This is a genomic window from Pseudoalteromonas sp. CNC9-20, assembly GCF_022347875.1.
Classification (GTDB): Bacteria; Pseudomonadota; Gammaproteobacteria; order Enterobacterales; family Alteromonadaceae; genus Pseudoalteromonas; species Pseudoalteromonas ruthenica.
Window position 1 is genome coordinate 348,802 of the sequence record NZ_JAKRFS010000002.1, and the last position, 21,489, is coordinate 370,290.

At 47.9% G+C, this 21,489-nt stretch carries 18 protein-coding genes; 11 read left to right on the plus strand and 7 right to left on the minus strand.

Annotation, left to right across the window (positions count from 1 at the left end; genetic code table 11):
* Positions 1-4: 4 nt before the first annotated feature.
* Both MHM89_RS05230 and ybaK read right to left on the minus strand, forming a co-directional pair.
* Positions 5-2,266, minus strand: a complete 2,262-nt coding sequence (locus MHM89_RS05230) for an acyl-CoA dehydrogenase (protein ID WP_239408276.1) — start codon at positions 2,264-2,266, stop codon at positions 5-7.
* Between the two features lie 279 nt (positions 2,267-2,545).
* Complete coding sequence (ybaK, locus tag MHM89_RS05235) at positions 2,546-3,007, minus strand: Cys-tRNA(Pro) deacylase (protein WP_152441657.1); 462 nt, start codon at positions 3,005-3,007, stop codon at positions 2,546-2,548.
* Between the two features lie 258 nt (positions 3,008-3,265).
* Here ybaK and MHM89_RS05240 point away from each other — a divergent pair, with 258 nt between their 5' ends.
* The 5 genes from MHM89_RS05240 (at position 3,266) to MHM89_RS05260 (ending at position 7,956) form a co-directional block, all read left to right on the plus strand.
* A complete protein-coding gene (locus tag MHM89_RS05240; protein WP_045979908.1) occupies positions 3,266-4,078 on the plus strand; it encodes a hypothetical protein in 813 nt (270 codons plus the stop codon).
* Positions 4,079-5,119, plus strand: coding sequence for a substrate-binding domain-containing protein (locus MHM89_RS05245; RefSeq protein ID WP_239408277.1), 1,041 nt, complete (start codon positions 4,079-4,081; stop codon positions 5,117-5,119).
* On the plus strand, positions 5,119-6,609 hold the full coding sequence (locus MHM89_RS05250) for an iron ABC transporter permease (RefSeq protein WP_138508307.1): 1,491 nt from the start codon (positions 5,119-5,121) through the stop codon (positions 6,607-6,609). The genes MHM89_RS05245 and MHM89_RS05250 overlap by 1 nt, the downstream gene beginning before the upstream one ends.
* Positions 6,610-6,630: 21 nt before the next feature.
* A complete protein-coding gene (locus tag MHM89_RS05255) occupies positions 6,631-7,653 on the plus strand; it encodes an ABC transporter ATP-binding protein (RefSeq protein ID WP_152441653.1) in 1,023 nt (340 codons plus the stop codon).
* Positions 7,654-7,731: 78 nt separating this feature from the next.
* Entirely contained in the window at positions 7,732-7,956 is a 225-nt protein-coding gene (locus MHM89_RS05260) for a hypothetical protein (protein ID WP_151174140.1), read from the plus strand.
* Positions 7,957-8,005: 49 nt separating this feature from the next.
* On the opposite strand, the gene dnaJ is transcribed toward MHM89_RS05260, so the two are convergent.
* Both dnaJ and dnaK read right to left on the minus strand, forming a co-directional pair.
* Positions 8,006-9,139, minus strand: a complete 1,134-nt coding sequence (gene dnaJ, locus MHM89_RS05265) for a molecular chaperone DnaJ (RefSeq protein ID WP_022945190.1) — start codon at positions 9,137-9,139, stop codon at positions 8,006-8,008.
* Between the two features lie 153 nt (positions 9,140-9,292).
* Positions 9,293-11,218 (minus strand): molecular chaperone DnaK, encoded by a 1,926-nt coding sequence (gene dnaK / locus MHM89_RS05270; protein ID WP_022945191.1) that lies wholly within the window; start codon positions 11,216-11,218, stop codon positions 9,293-9,295.
* 185 nt (positions 11,219-11,403) lie between these two features.
* Here dnaK and MHM89_RS05275 point away from each other — a divergent pair, with 185 nt between their 5' ends.
* The gene (locus MHM89_RS05275) at positions 11,404-12,195 is read left to right on the plus strand and encodes a thioesterase family protein (RefSeq protein ID WP_045979902.1); all 792 of its coding nucleotides are present in this window, start codon (positions 11,404-11,406) and stop codon (positions 12,193-12,195) included.
* Here the strand turns inward: MHM89_RS05275 and MHM89_RS05280 are convergent.
* Positions 12,184-12,981 (minus strand): transporter substrate-binding domain-containing protein, encoded by a 798-nt coding sequence (locus MHM89_RS05280; protein ID WP_239408278.1) that lies wholly within the window; start codon positions 12,979-12,981, stop codon positions 12,184-12,186. The two genes, MHM89_RS05275 and MHM89_RS05280, sit on opposite strands and share 12 nt — an antisense overlap.
* 84 nt (positions 12,982-13,065) lie before the next feature.
* Here MHM89_RS05280 and MHM89_RS05285 point away from each other — a divergent pair, with 84 nt between their 5' ends.
* Genes MHM89_RS05285 through MHM89_RS05295 form a run of 3 tightly spaced genes read left to right on the plus strand, consistent with a single transcriptional unit; the run spans position 13,066 to position 16,566 of the window.
* A complete protein-coding gene (locus MHM89_RS05285) occupies positions 13,066-14,292 on the plus strand; it encodes a PqiA/YebS family transporter subunit (protein WP_138548974.1) in 1,227 nt (408 codons plus the stop codon).
* Positions 14,285-15,943: an intermembrane transport protein PqiB gene (gene pqiB / locus MHM89_RS05290; RefSeq protein ID WP_022945195.1), complete on the plus strand. Its 1,659-nt coding sequence runs from the start codon at positions 14,285-14,287 to the stop codon at positions 15,941-15,943. The genes MHM89_RS05285 and pqiB overlap by 8 nt, the downstream gene beginning before the upstream one ends.
* Complete coding sequence (locus MHM89_RS05295) at positions 15,943-16,566, plus strand: PqiC family protein (RefSeq protein ID WP_239408279.1); 624 nt, start codon at positions 15,943-15,945, stop codon at positions 16,564-16,566. Before pqiB ends, MHM89_RS05295 begins: the two co-directional genes overlap by 1 nt.
* A gap of 59 nt (positions 16,567-16,625) precedes the next feature.
* On the opposite strand, the gene MHM89_RS05300 is transcribed toward MHM89_RS05295, so the two are convergent.
* Complete coding sequence (locus MHM89_RS05300; RefSeq protein WP_239408280.1) at positions 16,626-19,511, minus strand: insulinase family protein; 2,886 nt, start codon at positions 19,509-19,511, stop codon at positions 16,626-16,628.
* A 190-nt stretch (positions 19,512-19,701) separates the two neighbouring features.
* On the opposite strand from MHM89_RS05300, the gene MHM89_RS05305 reads away from it, so the two are divergent.
* Complete coding sequence (locus MHM89_RS05305) at positions 19,702-20,115, plus strand: MAPEG family protein (RefSeq protein WP_239408281.1); 414 nt, start codon at positions 19,702-19,704, stop codon at positions 20,113-20,115.
* A 56-nt stretch (positions 20,116-20,171) separates the two neighbouring features.
* Here the strand turns inward: MHM89_RS05305 and MHM89_RS05310 are convergent, their stop codons facing one another.
* Positions 20,172-20,906: a peptidylprolyl isomerase gene (locus MHM89_RS05310; protein ID WP_138508319.1), complete on the minus strand. Its 735-nt coding sequence runs from the start codon at positions 20,904-20,906 to the stop codon at positions 20,172-20,174.
* A gap of 234 nt (positions 20,907-21,140) precedes the next feature.
* Here MHM89_RS05310 and MHM89_RS05315 point away from each other — a divergent pair, with 234 nt between their 5' ends.
* Entirely contained in the window at positions 21,141-21,347 is a 207-nt protein-coding gene (locus MHM89_RS05315; RefSeq protein ID WP_151174291.1) for a hypothetical protein, read from the plus strand.
* The last annotated feature ends 142 nt before the right edge of the window (positions 21,348-21,489 follow it).

The window sequence follows — 21,489 nt, forward strand, 5'->3', positions numbered from 1 at the left end:
TCAGTTAACTAGCATTACGCAACGTCGTGGTTTCACCATCGGCGCGCTCACCATTAGGAGTTAATAAGTTCATATCGTAATCAAACTCATCAACACGAATAGCCAGCTCACGCTTGTTGTTATAGTCAATCAGTGAAGCGTACTGCTGCGCGTCAATAACGCTTGCCGCTAACGCGTTGTCGAGAGTTTCGCTAAAGCGCACGCCTGAGCGGATCTGTTTCGACTTAATAGCCTTGCGCACTTTCGCTAGGCTGTCTAGGTTAGCCAGTTTTGCTTTGTAAGCTTGCTCATTAATATCATGGCCATCACCTGGCGTTGGCTTAACGAGATGCGTCAGTTGCGCTTTAATATTGGTATCAAGCTGTGCTTGTTTCGCCAGCTCACGTACCAACTCGTCGCCGATAGCAGGCATCTTGTAGCCATACTGCCATGTCAAAAAGCGCATGAACTTACGCGTACCAGACGCGGGGAAGTTATCCAAAAATGCATGCAATGCCTTTTCCGCCTGCTGCAACGCCCAACGAGTTGCATAGTGGAAGTAAGGAGCTGCTTGCTCTCTATCCTCAGCACTGACTTTTTGCTCATAGTATTTAATGGATGCCATAGCTGCATACATATAGCTCATCACATCACCTAAACGCGCTGACAACATTTCTGCTTGCTTAAGCTTGCCGCCTAACACCAATAGCGAGAAATCGGCGTACACCGCTAAACGAGAGGATAGCTTATGTACTGCTTTTTCATATTCACGCACCTCTGGCAAGTTTGATTGACTTGACGCAGTGAACGGGAGCATGCCGTGCTTAAATGCACGAAGTGCGTTTGCTATGCTGTAACCCACAGTTTTACGCAAGATGCGATTGAACGTCGCGTCGGCATCTTTTTCCTGTGAGTGAATCGCCTCAACCATGTTTTGCAGGTACGGGTGACAACGCATTACACCTTGACCAAAGATCATCAGGTTACGCGTCAAAATGTTTGCGCCTTCAACGGTGATAGCGATAGGCTGCGCCACAAAGCCGCTAGCTAGGGTGTTTTGCGGGCCGCGTTGAATTGCTTTACCGGCTTGGATATCCATTGCTGAATTAAGCACATCGCGACCAATTTCAGTCATGTGGTATTTGGCAATCGCGGTTACCACTGATGGCTTCAAGCCCATGCCAAGTCCTTCGGTGGTCAGCACTCGCATGGCTTCTTGCAAGTAAGTTTTACCAGCAATATCCGCGAGTTTTTCCTGGATACCCTCAAATTGGCCAATAGCCAAGCCGAATTGCTCACGCACAGCGGCGTATTCAGCTGCGCCTTTAAAGGATACTTGCGATACCGATACGCCCAGTGCAGGTAGTGAAATACCGCGCCCTGCGCCTAAACAGCTCACCAGCATTTGCCAACCACGACCAATATTCTGTTGTCCGCCGATGATGAACTCCATCGGGATAAAGACTTTCTCGCCGCGTGTCGTGCCATTATAAAAACGCACGCCCATCGGGTCGTGACGGTTACCTAATTGCACGCCAGGATGGTCATGAGGAATAAGCGCACAAGTGATACCTAGGTTTTCTTTGCCACCGAGTAGGCCATCAGGGTCTACCACTTTGAACGCCAAACCCAGTACAGTCGCGATAGGGGCTAAGGTGATATAACGTTTGTCCCAAGTGACCTCAAGACCCAGTACTTTCTTACCTTCAAACTCACCTTCTTTAACCACACCAATGTCTGGGATACCACCGGCGTCAGAGCCGGCCTCAGGGCTAGTTAACGCGAAGCAAGGAATGTCGCGGCCATCAGCTAGGCGTGGCAAATAGTGATTTTGTTGCTCGTCAGTGCCGTAGTGAAGCAGTAACTCACCTGGGCCTAGAGAGTTAGGCACCATGACTGTCACTGCCACCGCCGAGGATTTCGTTGAGATTGTCGCAACGATGGTAGAGTTTGCATATGGGCTGAACTCTAAACCGCCAAACTTTTTCGGGATGATTAACGAGAAAAAGCGCTCTTTTTTAAGAAATTCAAGAATATGCTCAGGGAGATGATTACCGGATTGGATTTCGGTCTCATCAATCATCTCAAGCAATTGTGCCACTGGGCCGTCGAGGAATGCCTGCTCTTCGGCACTCAAGGTTGCCGCTGGCACATCGCGCAGGGCAGCAAAGTCAGGTTTACCCCGGTAAATCGAGCCCTCTAACCAAACATCACCAGCGTCTAGCGCCTCTTGCTCGGTAACAGAAATACTCGGAAGGATTTTTTTCAATTTAGTACGTAAGCTCATAACCAACTCATCAGACCAGTTAATTTACCCACTATTACGGCATAAAAATACAAACAGATCAATTGGTCCAACCAGTTTTTTAACAGAAATTTCAATTCCCGTTTAAGTTGGTGCAATTAACATATTGAAATTAAATGGCTTTAAGCGCACAGGTGTACGCTGAATTTTTTTGTTATTTATCTTGGTATCGGCTGAGACGAAAAAGGCAGGCGGGCTGTAAATCAAAACAATACCCAAAAGCTCGGGTAGTAAAGACAATGAAAAGGCACAGAGGCGGTGTTAGAAGGCACCGAATTTTACCGGGAGCAACTGTGCTAACACATCAGGTGCAATTGCCAGCTCAACGCCTCGCTTGCCTGCGCTGACATAAATACGTGGCTGTTGTAGTGCACTTTGATAAACAAAAGTCGGCAAGCGCTTTTTTTGCGCAAATGGGCTGACTCCCCCAAGCACATAGCCGGTAATACGCTCAACTTCACTCGCACTGGCCATCGCCACCTTTTTACACCCCACTAATTTTGCCAGCGCTTTGGTATCGACCGTGCGATTGACTGTCGTAATGGCGACAACATAGTCATTATTCGCGGTTTTAAGAACCAAGGTTTTGAACACGCTTTCACAATCTAGAGAGAGCTTGGCAACGACTTCCTGGCCGTAATTGTCAGCCTGAGGGTCATGGCTAAAACTGAGCAACTCGTATGCGTGTTTGTGCTTTTCTAATAGGGTCACAGCGGGGGTCATAGTGTATCCGTATCTTTATCATCTGTAACTTAGAGCATACTGCGGGGTTAGATCTTTGTCTATGTTTCAGAACCTAGCTAACTATATGATAACAAGGCTCTTATGTTAACTCAGTGTAACTTTAATCTAAGTTTCATAAAACCTTCGTTAGGATGTCATGAAATCACTCATAAGGGGTTGTCTGCGTATTGATTAAGTGCGTCTCGAGGGATATGATAATAGCTATCATTTACACTTATACTTTTCGGTAATCTAATTATGAAAACATGGTCACACTCTATAAAACTCGCGGGCCTTGGCCTTGTTCTAGCCTCTGCCGTAGCCACTCAACCTGCCTTTGCAAACGGCCCAATTGGTGAGCACGTAAATCACCTACAGGAAAACTTAAAAGACTATTCAGAAGAAGTTGAATGGATGGTTGGCAAGGTTGATACCCTAGTCAGCAAATATGAACAGCAAGGCAAAAAGTCAGTAAACAGTGATGAGCTCATTGAATACTGGGAATCGGTTAAGTTCCACAGTGCCATTGAAACTAATTATGTGCCGGTTTATGCCTCGATTTGGCAAGGTTTGTATGGTGTAAAAATGGCCATTGATAATGGCGAACCTAGCAGCAACGTGCGTACCCAGCAACAAGCCATGAATGCAGCCTTGTGGCAGGGTCTTGGGGCTGTTAAACTTGCCGCGCAGTACCAACAAAAAGGCTTGCTTGAGAGCGTTAAAACCACAGCAACGGAGTCCATGACCCAAAGTGCCACCATTGTTGAAATCAAGCACAAACTGGACCGCGTGGTTGCCAAATACGCAGAGCGCCTTAATGAAGAAGCGACTAGCATTGTCCACGATACCTACTTGCACCTTTTTGAAGGCGTAGAGGGCACGCTGATTGAGCAAGACGCTAACCTCGTTGAAGTACTAGAAAAAGATTTTAACGTTACGCTGCCTAAAGCCATCGCCGATGATAAAGGCGTTGATGCGGTGCGCAATGTTGTCATTGATATGCAAACAAAATTAGACCGCGCTAAGGCGTTGATTGAGAAAGCCGAAAAAGCACGTAAGGATGTATTTTAAGTGAAGCGTAGGACCTTTATTCAAGGCCTAGCTGCGTTAGGGGTGGCTGGCGCCTTGCCGCTGCCTCTGTCACGTGCATTTGCCGCGACCACAGCCAGTCCTGTTTCTGTTGATCAGTTACCGCGTTTAGAGGGGAAGCTGGCGCTTTACCTCGGTCGCGGTGAAGGTGGTTTGTATGAAAACGTGTTACAAGCCATCCAAGACAAAAACCCCAAACTAGAGCTTGGGATCCGTCGTGGTCCGACTGCCGCTTTGGCAAACACTATTGTAGCCGAGGCTAAAATGGGCGTGCAGCGCGCCGATTTGTTCTGGGCCGTCGACTCTGGCGCTATAGGTCTGGTCACTGATGCAGGCTTAGCTCACCCCCTACCTGATGATCTGTCTGCCCAGCTTCAGCCCCAGTTCCGTTACCCTGGTTGGGCACCGGTGACTGGCAGGGTTCGCACTTTACCCTACAACACTGAGCGCCTAAGTGCTGAGCAGATCTCCACAGATATTATGGATATTGCCGAGAGCGACTTGAGCATCGGTTGGGCGCCCGCTTACGCTTCGTTCCAATCATTTGTCACGGCCATGCGCCTCATAGAAGGTGATGACAAAACCGCTAAATGGTTAAAGAAGGTGCAAAAACGCGCCAAATCCTATGCTGGGGAACTGGGCGTAGTGATGGCTGTTGAACGCGGTGAGGTAGATATTGGTTTTGCTAACCATTATTACACCTTAAGGTTGAAATCCGGTAAGCCCGATGCCAATTTAGCGTTAGCCTTTACCAATAATGATGCTGGCTGTTTAGTCAATGCCTCTGGTATTTTGGCTCTGAGCGAAGACCCATTAGCAGTGAACTTTATGCGCTACTTACTAAGCGCCGAAGTGCAAAGTTATCTCGCCCAAGAAGCCTATGAAATTCCGCTTATAAGCGGTGTTTCGCAGCCAGAAGGGTTGCCGCCACTGGCTAGTGTTTCACCACCCAAAGTAGACTTAACGCAACTAGCAGATTTGCGACCGACTCTCGATTTAATGCGCGCCAGCGGTGTGTTGTAATGCGCCTACCTGCGTCTTACCCTCTAGCGCTGCTCGCGGCGCTAGTTGCCCTAACCCCTGTGTATGTGCTGCTGAGCTTAGCAAGTGACGCTAACACCCTATTTGACAGTCATAATCTCGAGATTCTCGGCAACACCTTAGCGCTAATGGCATTGACCGTCTTGGGCTCCATCCTTATCGGCGTGCCTTTGGCGTTTATAAGCGCTTATGTGCACTTACCACTGAAAAAATTCTGGTTAGTGCTTTTTGCGGCTCCCCTCGCTATCCCGAGTTATATCGGTGCATTTACCTTGTATGCCGCATTCGGTCCTGGTGGCGAAATAGAAGGGTTGTTTGGCCTGACCACCGCGCCTATGTATGGTCTCAGCGGCGCAGCGATAGTGATGACCCTTTATACCTTTCCTTTTGTGATGATGACCACCCGCTCGTCGCTATTAAGCTTAGATGCCAGTATGGTCAACGCTGCGCGCACTTTAGGAATGTCCATGACCGGCAGTATTTTTAAGGTGATTTTACCGCGCGTGGTCAATGGTATCGCCGCCGGCTCGCTACTGGTGGCGTTGTATACCTTATCCGATTTTGGCACCCCAGCGATGATGCGCCTGGATACCTTCACCCGCGTTATCTACGTTGAATACAATGCCTTTGGCCTAAACCGAGCAGCAATGCTGTCATTACAGTTAATGTGCATTGTTGGTTTTTTATTGTTTTTAGAATCACAAATAAAAACCGCCACCGAGCGCCATGGTCGTGCGCTTGTCCTGTTCCCCAGTCGCTTGCAGTTAATGGGGTTATTTACCATTTTCACACCTATTCTGATGCTTGCGATTGGTTTGCCTTTGGCTATTTTTATGCTTTGGCTCGCCCGTGATGGCGTTGCCGATTTTGACATAAATATCGCCTGGAACTCGGCGTATGCGTCGATTATAGCCGCGCTCACCGCCGTGATTGTCGCCATCCCCGTTGCCCATGCGGCACTGACCGGCAAAGCCGGGCGTATTATGGAGCGCGTCACCTACTTTGGTTTTGGTATTCCCGGAATTGTTATGGGCACAGCATTGGTTTATGGTGGCCTGCAATTACCCCTGCTCTATCAAACCCTCGCCTTATTAGTGATTGCCTATGTACTGCGCTTTCTCCCTTTAGCCGTAGGTAGCATTCGTACCAGCACTGAACATTTGGATGGCAGTTTAGTCAAATCCGCACGGGTATTAGGTGCTTCTCCGAGGGAGGCCTTTATGCGCGTGACTTTGCCCCTGACTGCACGCGGCATTGTCGCTGGTGCTGCACTGGTATTTTTAGAGTCTATGCGCGAGCTCGAAGCAACTTTATTGCTTGGTCCAACTGGCTTTGAGACCCTGTCTACCTACCTATGGCGAGTGTATGAGGCCGGATATTTTGGTCGCGCAGCAATTCCAGGGCTACTTCTAGTAGTGATCTCCGCCGGCGGCCTCGCTATTATGCTTTCAGGCGAGAAACGCAGCAGTTAAACGTGAAGAGGAAACCTAAACATGCTATCTGTAAGTAAGCTGTCTATCGATTACGGTAGCAATCGCGTTGTCAGTGAACTCGACCTGGCCCTTGATAAAAGCGAAATTTTGATGCTCGTAGGCCCCACAGGCTGTGGAAAAAGCACGATTTTGCAGGCCCTCGCCGGGCTTATTCCCATCAGTGAGGGGCAAATCGATGTTGGCAAGTGGCGCGCTACCCCCACGCAAACGGTGCCTCCTGAAAAACGCAGCGTAGGTATGGTATTCCAAGACTTTGCGCTGTTCCCACACTTAAATGTTCAGCAAAATATTTGCTTTCGTTTAAAAGACCACACCTTGGCCGATCATTGGATTGACTTACTTGGCCTGCAGGCATTTCGCGATAAAAAGCCAGCCACCCTCTCCGGCGGCCAAAAACAGCGTGTTGCCCTGGCCCGCACTTTGGCGCATCAGCCGGATTTTGTGCTACTGGATGAACCCTTATCAAACCTAGATGCAGCGCTCAAAGACACGCTACGCTGGGATATTCGCAATGCTTTGAAAGAAGCCGGCGTGCCCGCTATTTGGGTAACCCACGACCAAGAAGAGGCACTCTCTGTGGGCGACCGCGTTGGGGTGCTCCGCGATGGTAAAATTCAACAGATTGATAGCCCAGAAAAATGCTTCAGCATGCCAAGCAATCGCTTTGTCGCACGATTTTTAGGCGAGGCAAGCTTTATTCGCGGACAACATCAACACCACCAAGCCAGTACCGCGATAGGAATAGCGCCAGTAGTAGGCATTGACGACAGCGCAGCGGAAGTAGATGTGTTGCTGCGCCCAGACGATGTGTTATTAGCGCAAGATGCAAACAACAGCAATGGTGTTGTTACTTGGGTCAGGTTTGAAGGCGGCAGCAGACTGTGCGCGATTGAACTGCCCTGCAAAACCACGGTGACCAGCCGCGTGAGCCATGAAATGCTAGTGCGCCCTGGCGATAAAGTACATGTTTCATTAAGCACCTCACACCCATTAGCCGCATTTACGATCCAGAGTAGCACCTAGTTACGGGATAAAGTTCGCTCTCAACGCTGGTTGTGTACTAAGGTTAGTTGAGGTATACGAGCGAGTGGGTGAGAGACAATGCTGAGTCGAAATATCCGCCTTGCCAGCTTAGCGGTCGTGGCGGTACTCCTTACGTGGCTGATTTCAGGTGAGTACGATTACTGGCAGCATCAACGTCAATGTGCAGCACGCTGCGAGCAACTAACGCGTAGCGCGCCATCCGTACACGAGGTGAGATACCACGAAGATGTGCAGTTGTGTCGTTGTTCAGACGTTACAGAACAAGCATTGCTGCTCAATTAGATACAAAAAAAGCGCCTCAAGGCGCTTTTTTACTTTAACGAGCTCACCCTTACTTGGTTAAGTCATCAAAGAACTTTTTCACCCCGTCGAAGAAACCTTTCTCCTTCGGGCGGTATTTTGAGCTGTCTTTGCCCAAGCTGCTTTCTAACTGCTCAAGTAGCTCGCGTTGCTCACTGTTGAGGTTCACTGGCGTTTCAATCACCACCTTACAGATTAAATCACCGACTGAACCGGAGCGCACTGACTTGACCCCTTTACCACGCATACGGAACATCTTTCCAGTTTGCGACTCTGCTGGGATTTTCAGCTTAGCACGACCATCTAGCGTTGGTACTTCAATCTCACCGCCTAACGCTGCTGTGGTAAAACCGATAGGTACTTCACAGTACAGATTGTTGCCGTCGCGAACAAAGATAGGGTGTTCGCGTACACTCACTTGTACATAGAGATCGCCTGCAGGCGCACCATGAGCACCGGCCTCACCTTCGCCAGCAAGACGAATACGATCGCCAGTATCCACACCCGGGGGAATTTTCACCGACAATGTTTTGGTGCGCTCTACGCGGCCTTGACCATGACAACTATCACAAGGGTCGGAAATAATTTGCCCTGTCCCCTGACAAGTTGGACACGTCTGTTGCACTGCGAAGAAACCTTGGCGCATTTGTACCTGCCCTGCACCATGACAAGTATGACAGGTTTTCGGTTTTGAGCCTGGTTTGGCACCTGAGCCATCACAAGGCTCACAGGCCACCCAAGTAGGCACTTTGATTTCGACGTCTTTACCACGCACTGCCTCTTCTAGGCTTAAGTCCATGTTGTAACGTAAATCGGCGCCACGTTGTTGGCGTGACTGACGACGACCGCCGCCAAAGATGTCTCCAAAGACATCCCCGAAGATGTCACCAAAATCGCCTGCGCCACCGCCAAAGCCGCCGTGGCCGCCACCGCCGCCTTGTTCAAATGCTGCATGGCCGAACTGATCATAGGTTTGGCGTTTTTGCTCATCACCGAGGACTTCATAGGCTTCTTTGACTTCTTTGAACTTATTTTCAAGCTCTTTATCGCCGGCAGTACGATCCGGGTGATATTTCATCGCCAGGCGCTTATAAGCCTTTTTAATATCTCGGTCACTGGCGTCCTTTGCTACGCCAAGGACTTCGTAATAATCGCGTTTTGACATATCTACCACTACTGTTAATAAATGCAGCAAGGCTGCAAAGTGAAAAAGGGTTTACCGTTGAGCCTTAGCCATGGCAACCCTCATTCCTAAAATCTACATACACTAAGGGCGCGTCAAGCGATTTCGCCAGCGCGCCCTTACAAAGTTCAAGACTTATTTATTCTCGTCTTTCACTTCTTCAAACTCAGCGTCAACAACATCGTCGTCTTGCTTTGCTTGTGATTGCTGCTGTGCACCGGCATCAGCGCCACCTTGCTGTTGGGCTTTCGCTTGCGCGATTTCCATTAGCTTTTGTGACTTCTCAGCAAGCGCTTGGGTTTTCGCATCGATTTCTTCTTTGCTTTCACCCTTAATCGCAGTTTCAAGCTCCGTTAGCGCACTTTCGATAGCTGTTTTATCTTCTGCCGGTAAATCATCACCCGCTTCTTCGATTTGCTTACGCGTACCGTGTACTAAAGCATCTGCTTGGTTACGTGCAGTTACTAACTCTTCGAACTTTTTATCTTCCTCAGCGTTTGCCTCGGCATCACGTACCATTTTTTCTACTTCATCATCGCTTAGACCTGAAGAAGCTTGGATAGTGATTTTTTGCTCTTTACCTGTGTCTTTATCCTTTGCTGACACATGTAAGATACCATCGGCATCAACATCGAAAGTGACTTCGATTTGCGGCTCGCCGCGACGCGCTGGACGAATACCCTCAAGGTTGAACTGACCAAGCGACTTGTTGTCGGCAGAGCGCTTACGCTCACCTTGCAGTACATGAATTGTTACTGCATTTTGGTTATCTTCCGCTGTTGAGAAAGTTTGCGACTTCTTCGTTGGAATGGTCGTGTTTTTCTCGATCAATGCGGTCATCACTTGGCCCATGGTTTCGATACCAAGAGACAGTGGAATAACATCAAGCAGAAGTACGTCTTTCACGTCACCAGCAAGAACACCACCTTGCACTGCCGCACCCATAGCTACCGCTTCATCCGGGTTTACGTCTTTGCGAGGTTCTTTGCCGAAGAACTCAGTAACCGTTTTCTGCACTAATGGCATACGTGTCTGACCACCCACTAGGATAATGTCATTCACATCACCTACCGATAAATCGGCATCCGCCAGTGCTTTTTTCAATGGCTCGATAGACTTAGTAACAAGGTCTTCAACCAATGACTCAAGCTTAGCGCGAGTCAGCTTCACGTTCATGTGCTTAGGACCGCTAGCATCAGCCGTAACATAAGGTAGGTTCACCTCAGTTTGCTGTGCACTTGAAAGCTCAATTTTAGCTTTCTCGGCGGCTTCTTTAACACGCTGCATAGCTAGCGGATCGTTATTAAGCTCAATACCTTGCTCTTTTTTGAACTCTTCTACCAAGTAGTTGATAACGCGGTTATCAAAGTCCTCACCACCTAGGTGCGTGTCACCGTTGGTTGCCAGTACTTCGAAGGTGTGCTCGCCTTCTACTTCGTCGATTTCAATGATAGAGATATCAAAAGTACCACCACCGAGGTCATACACAGCAACCACGTTGTCGCCTTTTTTCTTATCCATACCATAAGCAAGCGCAGCGGCCGTTGGCTCGTTAATAATACGCTTAACTTCTAGACCCGCGATACGACCTGCGTCTTTTGTTGCTTGACGCTGTGAATCGTTGAAATATGCAGGCACTGTGATTACAGCCCCTGTGACTTCTTCACCTAGGTAATCCTCGGCGGTCTTCTTCATTTTCTTCAAGACTTCGGCAGAAATCTGAGGAGCAGCACGCTTTTCGCCTTTTGCTTCGACCCAGGCGTCGCCATTGTCTGCTTTAACAATCTTGAACGGCATGATGCCGATATCGCGTTGTACTTCTTCGTCTTCAAAACGACGACCAATTAAACGCTTGATTGCAAAAAGTGTGTTAGTCGGGTTGGTTACCGCTTGGCGTTTCGCCGGCTGACCTACTAGCGTTTCACCGTCTTCAGTGAATGCGATAATAGAAGGAGTCGTGCGATCGCCCTCGGCGTTCTCAATTACGCGTGGCTTATCACCGTCAAGTACTGCTACACACGAGTTAGTAGTACCTAAGTCGATTCCAATAATCTTACCCATGAATCTTCTCCAACTTCAAAATTCTGTTAACGTGTTCGATGACTACTAGATAGGGGCCGCTTTTGTTAATTCAAGCGTCATAATTAAAAAAATTTCGTTTTTTTGTCATTTTTTTCAATTTTCCCCCTCGCCAAGGAAAAATTTGCCGTTAAACTGGTCTGACAAGTTCAATTAAGGTGAGACAGATGACCTTTGATACCCTATTGGCCAGCGTGACTGGCGAGAACCAACAAACGCTCGAATTTCCTGCTTCTTGGACACAAGGGCGCACAGCCTTTGGCGGCTTGTCTTGCGCATTAGCCTTACAATCCATGCTGAAACATTGCGATAGCGATCGTATTTTACGATCGTTTAGTGCGCAATTTATTGGCCCCATTGCTCCGGACACACCCTTTACTCTGACCTTCCACCATTTGCGCGAAGGCAAAAGCTCTAACCAATACAGCGCAACCATTGAGCAGCATGGACAAGTGTGTTTATCTGTCCAGGGATTATTCGCCAAAGACCGCGCCTCCGAGGTTGAAGTGCCAGTGGCCGCTGTCACCGTCCCTAAAGCCGCCGATGCAGAAAACTGCTTACCCTATGTAGAGAATGTTATGCCGGCCTTTTTTCAGCATGTGGACTTAAACCTAACCGAGGGCAATATGCCTTACAGCGGCGCCGAACGCACTGACTTAACAGGCTGGATGCGCTTTAAAGGACAACAGCAGCAGTACGACTGGACCCATGTCATTGCCCTGATTGACAGTTGGCCACCATCGCAATTACAAGCATTTAAGCAACCGGCACCAGCAAGTAGCATGAGTTGGCATGTAGAATGTTTAACGCTACCTCAATTAGCAGCGTCACAATGGCTAGGCTTGCATGTGCACACCACCGCCGCACATAACGGCTACGCTTATGAAGACGCCACTGTTTACTCTGAGTCAGGGCAGGTGCTTGCTCGCTCTAAACAAACTGTGGCCTTATTTGCTTGATTGGCGCTGAGCATACGATGGCGCGCTGGCAAGCAATGCCTTGTAGCGCGGTGTTTTTTTTAGCTCTGCAAGACCTTGGTTGAAGCGCTCACGCAGCTGTGAATCAGTAAATACCACGTGTCGGGGAGAAGGAGGCCAAAGCGCATGGATGGTAACTGGCTTTGTCTGTTGCCCCTGGTTCATTGCAAAGGTGTGTAAGTAATACTGAAAAATGCGCTTCTCCAGCACAATCACATCTACCCACCCCTTCATGAGATGGTCTATTTGCGCATACTGATTGACTACCTCATCATAACTCAAGGCGTTAGTAATGGCCTTGGTATAGTCAGGTCCAAGGTAGTTTTTGGCATTTTGAAACGCAAGAATGCTTTTACCATGTAAGTCACTGAACTGCTCAATGCTGAAGTTATGCTCAGCTAAGCTAATAGCTACATTCTCAAAATACAATAAGGGCTCGCTGTAATAGCCCTCGAGCCCTGACTCTTTCGGAATATTAATCGCGCCGCTAATTTTACCTTGGCGTAACTGCGCCTCGGCACGGCGATTACTTAAAAAGTGTAAAGTTAATGGCCCAAGCTGCGCTTTTTCCAAAGCATGTTTGATAATATCTATCTCAATCCCGTGGTGTCCGTCTTTAAATACATAAGGTGGGATGTAAGCACTGGCGGAGAGCTCCACAGCGTTATCGTCGAGGTTATTGGCAGCATTTGCTGTGCACATAAACATCGTACACAGCATTACCTTACTGATAGCTAGCCAATTCTTCGTTACCAGACCCCTTGCCATAACCCGTCCTTAGTCACTAGGAATTACATAAAATAAGCGCTATGCTCTAACATTAGCAGTTAACTGGATAAAGTTTGAGAAAACATGCAACTGGCCTGCCCGCAATGTGATCTAGTGGTCGATGTGCCGCGACTACAAGCCAAACAAGTTGCCCAGTGCCCTCACTGTCACTCGAGCTTAAATGCAAGCAACGTCAATAACGACCCTAAAGTTGTAGCCCTCACCCTGAGTGCCATTATTTTATTATTGAGCTCAGTGTTTTACCCTTTTATTTCGTTCTCCAGTCGAGGCATCACGCAAACTATGACCTTGCCTGATGCCGGACGCATGCTTTTTAACTACGACAGCACCCTGTTAGGGATATTTATTGATATCAGTATCATTATCTTACCCTTAGTGATGCTGTTGTTACTGCTGCCTTTACACTTAGGTTTTTTGCGCACCTTGCCAAAGCATTGGGGACGTAAGCTGCTGAAATTGACCCTGGCATTGGATACCTGGGTGATGTCGGAGATTTTCCTCGTCGGCGTATTGGTCAGTATGGTTAAAATAATGTCTATGGCTGACATTACCTTTGGTATTAGCTTTTGGGCCTATGGCGGGTTTGTGCTGACATATATAGGTGCCCTATCTTACGTCAACCGTCCTCGACTGTGGCGACAGATTGCCCCTCATAAAGAGGTCGCTGTTCCAAAAGGAGTGAGGGCTATTGATGTCAATCTACGCGCCTGCCATGTTTGCCAGCAACTTACCTACGACAAATTATGCCCACGCTGTCATAGCACTACGCATTATCGCAATATGCAAAGTGTACAAAAGGCCGCTGCCTGGCTGGTGACGTCGGTACTGTTGTACATTCCTGCCAATGTACTGCCTATCATGTATACCACCAGCTTGGGAGACAGAGAGCCATCAACGCTAATTGGCGGCGTAATACTGTTGTGGCAAAGTGGTTCATACCCCATCGCTTCGATTATCTTCCTTGCCAGTGTGGTGGTGCCATTTGCTAAAGCATTGGTGCTTGCGACCTTGTGCGTGATGGTTTACCGCCAAGCCAGTCGCCGCTCTATGGTGTACACTCGGCTATATCAGGTTACTGAATTTATTGGCAAATGGTCGATGATTGATGTATTTGTTGTTGCTATCTTGGTAGCCTTAGTACAGCTAGGCAACCTGATGCTGGTCGAACCCGGGTTGGGCGCGTTATGTTTCGCAGCGATGGTTATTTGCCAAATGATGGCGGCCCATGCTTTTGATCCACGTTTGATTTGGGATCCCCCTGAAAAAGTGAAGAGAGTCGTGAATGAGTAATACTGCGCGCATTAAAACGGCGCCTAAACTGTCCCCTATTTGGCTGATCCCTATCATCGCCTTGTTTGTTGGTGCTTGGATGTTACTGCAACACCAACTCTCGCAAGGGCAAACTATTTACATCAAAATGCCCCATGCTGAGGGTATCGTCGCCGGTAAAACAGAAATCAAAGTTCGCAGTGTAAAAATAGGCACTGTCGATGCAATTCGATTGGCGTCAAGCCGCGACCATGTTATCGCCCGAGCTCAAGTCGATAACCACTACGATAACTTACTCACTGAAGATGCAAAAATATGGGTGGTCAAACCGCGCGTGGATGAAAGTGGAGTCACCGGCTTTAGTACTTTATTTTCGGGTGTTTATTTAGAATTCGCCCCTGGCGAGAGTAAACAGCTCACCGAGCGCTTTGAATTGCAAGAGGAGCCCGCACTGATTGCCAATGATGTCAAAGGCGGGCGTTACAAGTTAATCAGCCGAGATGCTGAAGTGCTTGAGGTGGGCACAGGGGTTTACTTCAAAGGGTATAAAATCGGCCAAATCGAAACTGCCAATTTTGATTGGCAACAACAAGTGATGCGTTACGGTTTATTTATTAATGCGCCGTACGAAAACCTGGTGACGTTAAACACGGTCTTTTGGGTTAATTCAGGACTCGAATTTGACCTATCCGCTGATGGTATCAACGTCAAAACAGGGTCGATCGCGAAAATGCTAAAGGGAGGTATTTCGCTGGCTACCCCAGAGGGCGATCCTCCAGGAGCAGTCGCCAAGCAAGACCACACCTTTAGCCTAAGTGACAGCTATAAAGCTGCGCTAGAACAGCGATTTTATGATTACCAGCACTACCTCATTGAGTTTGAGCAGTCTATTCGCGGCCTACGAGAGGGTGCGCCGGTCGAATACAGGGGTATGCGCATAGGCACTGTCGAGCAAGTCCCGGCTGAGGTTATGATTGATGGTCGCCCTGCTCACTTTAGCAATACCAGCAATGCCGTTCCGGTACTTATACGTATCGAGTATGGGCGCTTGTACCGCGACTCAACACAAGCGAGGGAGTTTTGGCAATCTCATGTTGATGAGCTCCTGCAACAAGGACTTAAAGCTTCTTTGAAGCCTGGCAACCTGCTTACTGGCGCCGTTTACGTTGATTTTGATATCTATCCTGATAGTGAATTGGTCGGCTTAACACAACGCGGCGACTACACTGTTTTCCCCAGTACCTCCAGCGGCATCACGGTGCTGGCCAACCAAGTTAATGATGTACTCAATAAGGTTAAAGGCCTTCGTATAGAAGAAAGTTTGGCTCAGTTTGAAAGCACCATGGCCCGTTATGAAACGCTTGCTGTGGATATGCGCCAGTTCATGAGCGACCCGAGTATGAAAGCGCTGCCCAAAGAGTTTACCCAAGATATGGCTGATATTAGCCAAAGTATGCGCCAATTTGAGCAAAGCATGGAGCAATTTGAGGTGACCATGGCGAGCTTCCAAAATGGTTCGAAAATGTATCAACAAATGCAGTCTTCACTTGAGCAAATGCAGCGCCTAATGGATGAACTGCAGCCCCTATCGAAAGGATTAAAGGAGCAACCTAATATGCTGATCTTTGATAAAGAGCTGCCTGCTGATCCGCTGCCAAGGAGTGATAACTAATGGTTCGACTTATTTTATTACTGACGCTGGCATTGCTGATACAAGGCTGCGCCACAGACTCGCGAAGTATCAGTATCCGCTACTACCAGTTAGATAACGCGCTGTTTAATAACAACCTGTTACGCACCGATGACCAGACCCAACACCTATTGCGTTTAAGCCCTATCAGTTTACGCGGTAACCTTAATAACCGTGCCATGGTAGTACGACGCTCACCGCAAGAAATATACAGCGCTAATTACCATTTTTGGGCCGATAGCCCAGCACTCATGCTCGAAAGTAGCGCCCAGTTGCAGCTAATGGCTACATTAGAGCAAGTGCTGGTCGTCAAAGGGGCTGATGTCTACGCCGAGCAGCTGCAGTCATCGTTTTATCAGCTCGATATCGACATCGACCATTTTAACGGTGGCCTCGATAACAATGCAGAAATAGCAGGCTTGTGGCGTTTATCTCGAGTTGATGAGAAAGGTAAATTACACGTACTCAGTATGGCGCGCTTTAGCCAAAGCGAGCCGCTGGCACAAGATGGCTACGCTGCTTTGGCATCCGCCCTGAGTAAAGCATGGCAAGCCAGTTTGAAAGAGATTGCTAACGCCCTTCCTCAGCACTTTAATCAAGGCTAAATTAAACACATAAAAAAGGCTCCCATGGGAGCCTTTTCTGCACGTTATTATCCAGTAAACTACTGCTGCCAGCTGATTTGCTTTTGGAAGTCAGCCACCGATTCTACCTTGGTTTGCTCAGGTAAATCAGCGAAATCCTTGTCGGCAAATTTACTGCCACGAAGCTGCACGTTGAGCCTTGCGGCTTCTGGGTTCATCATCGTTTGCTGGTAGAATGCTTGGATGTCTGCAAGCGTCAGTTGCTCGACCGCCGCAATCAGTTGGCTACGGCTGTTGAAATCAAACTGTTCGCGATACCAATCGGTAATAAGACGTCCAAGTTCATCTTTTAGATTTTTTGGCTGCTCTTTGAGCGCCACGAGAGTGGCATTTTTAAGTTGCGCAAACGTCGCCTCATCCATCTCATTAAGCTCTTGTTGATATTGTTGCTTGAAGCTATCAAAACGGGCCTGCATTGCCTTCGGACCTTTGACCGGGGTTTGAATAAACAACCCTATGGCGGCATAGTCCTCAAGTGGACGGGCGATAGCACCAACGGCGTAAGCCAGCTGCTCTTCAGTGCGCAGTTTATCAAAAGCCACCGTACGGAAGTGCCCTTGTAATACCGCAGCCGCTGCTTTTTGCGCATAACCTGGGGTCGGGTGATAAACCATGTCAATAATAGCGACATCAGCCACCTCTATGTCTTTATGAACAACATAGGTTTCGCCCTGCTTAGGTTGCCAAGACTGAGAACGCGTATACTGGCTATCTTCTTTTTGCGTCGGCAGCGCCTGAGTAATATTTTTGGCAATGACGTCAATACTGCTTTGATCATAGTTACCAAAAGCAAATACCCGCACTGTGTTATGCGTCAACACTTGGTTCATCAATTGCTCTAAGTCCGCTACCGTAAGTGATTGCGCTTTGGCAATCAGCGCCTCGGTGTCGTAACTGCCAGAGCGAACTAGGTTGGAGTACTCATCAAACGCTTGGTAAAAAGGAAATTGCTGCTGCGCATTGTTTAGTGCTCGTACATAGCGGTCTACGGCTTGATTAAATGCTTGTTCATCGACTTCAACCTGCAAGTTGCTTAGCGCTTCACGTAACAATTCTGGCTGTTTATCGGTGAACCCGCCGACAGTGAGAGTAAACCCGTTACCAGGGTCCATGCCTACCGACATGCCAGCAATAGAGGCCTCGGTTGCCAACGCGGTTTGCGACAAATTGTATAAATCGGCCCACAAATTCATTAACACCTTAGCTGTCATATCGTTTTGGGGCGCTGGTGAATTAACATACACCTCGACCAACCCCTTAGGCTGCTCAGCAAAATGTTGGCTCGGCTGCTGCCAGATTTTGATACCGTTTTTATCGTAGCTCACAACCGGTTTAGTTTGCGCCGCGTAGCCACGAGTTTTGATATCAAAATGCTGTGGCAGCAGACGATTAACGCTGGGTAAAGACAAAGCAAACTCGCTTGCTTGCTGCCAACTTGCTTGCTCTTCGCTACTGATATCTTCAATGCGGTATTCGCCGTCGTAGAAGTGCAGTTGACTATCGGTTTGCTCTTGCTGAGAAATATACCAAACTCGCAAGGTCTCGCCGTTAAGCTGTGTCAGCACATCCTGCACTGCCTGCGGATTAAACTCACCATAATAGTAAGGCGCGTTAATTGCGTTGGTGAGCGGATAATCCTGCATGCTTTGCGTTAACGAAGAAACATAGCTAAATTCATCGCTTTTCTCTAAGAACTGAAACTGGTTATTCAGCGACGTTCGAATTTCGTCGAAGTATTTCTCATCAACACCATTTTCCTTGATAAGCTCAATGTAACGCATAACCGTAGCGACGATTTGTTCACGGTTTTGCATCCCTGCATCTGTCAGTTCAATATCCACTGACAACGCGCCATAATTGCCGTACATATTCGCTGATGCATTGGCACTCAATTGTGAGACCCAGCCCTTATCACGCAGTATTTGCGCTGGAGAGCCTGGCATTTCATTGCTAAGTAAGTAGGCCACAAAGCGGTTCGGCTTAAGGGCAAACTTATCCATGTTATTTTTAATCGTGAAATCAAGCTTCAGCTGTTTCACATCTTCATTGGGCTTGTAGTAAATACGTTTGCCACCAGCCTGATCAAAATCCAGTTCAGCCTTCACTTGTGGCTCTTCAATGTTTTTATTTTCGATATTGGCGAAATATTGCTTCGCTAGCTGGCGCATTTCATTGAGTGGGCGATTGGAGATCATCGCCACTTTCATTATATTCGCGGAGTAATACTGGTTATAGAAATCAACCGTTTCTTGGTGTAATGAGCTCCCTTCTTTATCGCCCAACGTCTCTAAATTACCAATCAGGAAGCGGTTTGCTGGGTGCTCACCCATCATTTTACGCGCGAGTTTAAACTGCCCGAAAAAGTCCATTTCCCGGCGCATCGACCACTCAGCATTGACCGCGTTTTTCTCTTTATCAGTGTACTCAGGGTACAGCTTTGGCGATTTGAAAAAGTCACTAAAACGGTCAAGCCCCTCAGCGTAGGCATCGTTATTCACTTTGAACATATAGTTGGTGATATCGAGCCAGGTATAAGCGTTATGAGCACCGCCATTTTTGGTCATAAAGTCACTGTAGCCCTTGGTATCGGGGTAGCGTTCAGTGCCTAAAAACAGCATATGTTCGAGGTAATGCGCCATGCCTTGTTGCGACATCGGGTCGTGCAAAAGCCCAACGCCCACGCTTAATGCCGCCGCAGATTTCTCAGCACTGGGGTCAGAAACCAGCACCACATCAATGCCATTGTCCAACGTCAGTGTCTCGTAGGCCCGCTTGTCGTTAGGGCTCACAACTAAGTTCTCCGGGATCAATTGCTGAGTCAGTTCGCTTTGTGAAGGCGTCGATGTACTTTTACAACCAGCCAGTACGGCAAGGCTCAGGGCACTCAGTGCTAATGTCTTTTTCATGAATTTGTCTCTTATAAGTGGACGTTTTCTTTTATGATCAAAAATCACTGATGAAAATGCAATGAAAAAGCTATCAAGTTTGTAACAATGTATGAAAACACTGACTACCTTTTCTGGCACTCGAATAATAAGAGTAATTCAGGTATGGTCTGGGATGTTTATAAATAATAACGAGTAATGGGAGATTAACGTGCACCAATGGCTTATTTTGGCAATGTTCGCGCAAGTACTGTTAACCCTTGTGGTGATGGTAATAATGGGGCGACGTCGTTTTGCTGCCGCACGCAACAAGCAAATTAAAATGCAACAATTTGCCACTATGGATCTCGACAACGCCCCGGAATCAGTGCAAGTGGCCGGGCGTAACTTTATTAACCAATTCGAAATCCCAGTTTTATTTTATGTTGCTGTGCTCACTGCATTAATTACACAAACCACCGGCTACGCTTTCACCGCCTTGGCTTGGGGTTTTGTACTACTGCGCCTTGCGCACACTGTGGTCCATATTAGTAGTAACCACCTAAAAACACGTTACTACCTCTTTTTGTTTGGTTGCATCACCGTGCTGGCGATGTGGATCATGTTGATGTTGCGCATGCTCTAATACCCGCCCAAGAAACGGCGCGCTAGCGATACCCTAGCACGCCGATTAGGCTTGCCTTACGCACGGCGCCAGCGAATCAACAAGCTAAGAGGTAACAACCACCAAAATGCACCTGAGCTTGAATCATCCCCTGGCTCGACAGGTTCATCAATTAAGGTATTTTCAACCGGAGTCAAGTTTGCCGCCGAATTGGGGTCATCATCAATGACAATAACGTCGTTAACAATAACTAGGTTGTTTGCCGTTAGCTCAGCGCCTTGCTGGCATTCGTCCGTACTGTAATCAACGACCGGCGTGCTAGAACAAGTAGGCAGCGCATTAATGGCTTTAACAACCTCCATCCCCTCACCTATGACCTGACCAAACACCGTAAATCCACCGTTTTGCAGATCTAAGTTACTACTGTTATCGGCGACATTGAAAAACCACTGACTTGACGCGCTGTTAGCGTTGCCACTGCGTTTAGCCATGGCGATGGTGCCAGCGACATTGGATAGCACAGGCTCATTATCTACCGTCCCTTGGGATTCAATGGCCACGGCCCCGCCATCGTAAATAAACCCGCCCCCCTGAACAATAAAGTCCTGCTCGGAGCGATGCAGGTAACTAAACTGATAATCGCCACGCTCAACATAACCTAGAAAATTAGCCACTGTTTTTGGTGTATGCTGATCAAAGAGGTTAATTTGAATGCTGCCTTGGGAGGTTTGCATTTCAACGATAGTCGCGTGAACAGGTTGCGCAAGAGTAAGCCCCGCTGCGACCAGACCAAAGCCAATAAGTTTATTCATGGGATTTCCTATATTGTTGTTTTGAGCCACTTTACATTGACTCAAGCCATGCTTCCATGAGGCACAGTGAATAACAACAAATTGATACCTGGGGGTAAAACCCAGTTACAAATTGGTTAACAACATATAACTATAAAGTATCTTTTTGCGCTTTTTTAAAACAGATTCGACTTATCAAACTATCAAGAGTTCTCTAGTATGTGCATATCATTTGAGCAGCTAAAAACAACAACTATGGATAACAGCAACAATCTCATTTGCGACTTTGGTGTTCACAAAGGCGAGTCGTACCGCCAAGTGCCTGCATCGTTTTTAAACTGGATGGTCGGTATCAATCATCATCAGGCACCCCTAGCACGTGCTGAGTTACGCCGTCGTGAACAAGCTGCACTGGCCAGCGTCTCGTCTTGTGCAAGCCAGCACAGTGAGCTAACTGGCTGAACTGTTGCGACTGAGCCCGGTTGCTTCAGCAAATATCTTAACTTAGGGTATAGACAGGCGGATTTGCACAGTCCATCTCAGACTAGTGAAATTGTCATAAAATTTAATTAAAATCAGGCGCAACGATAATCGCCGATAGGAA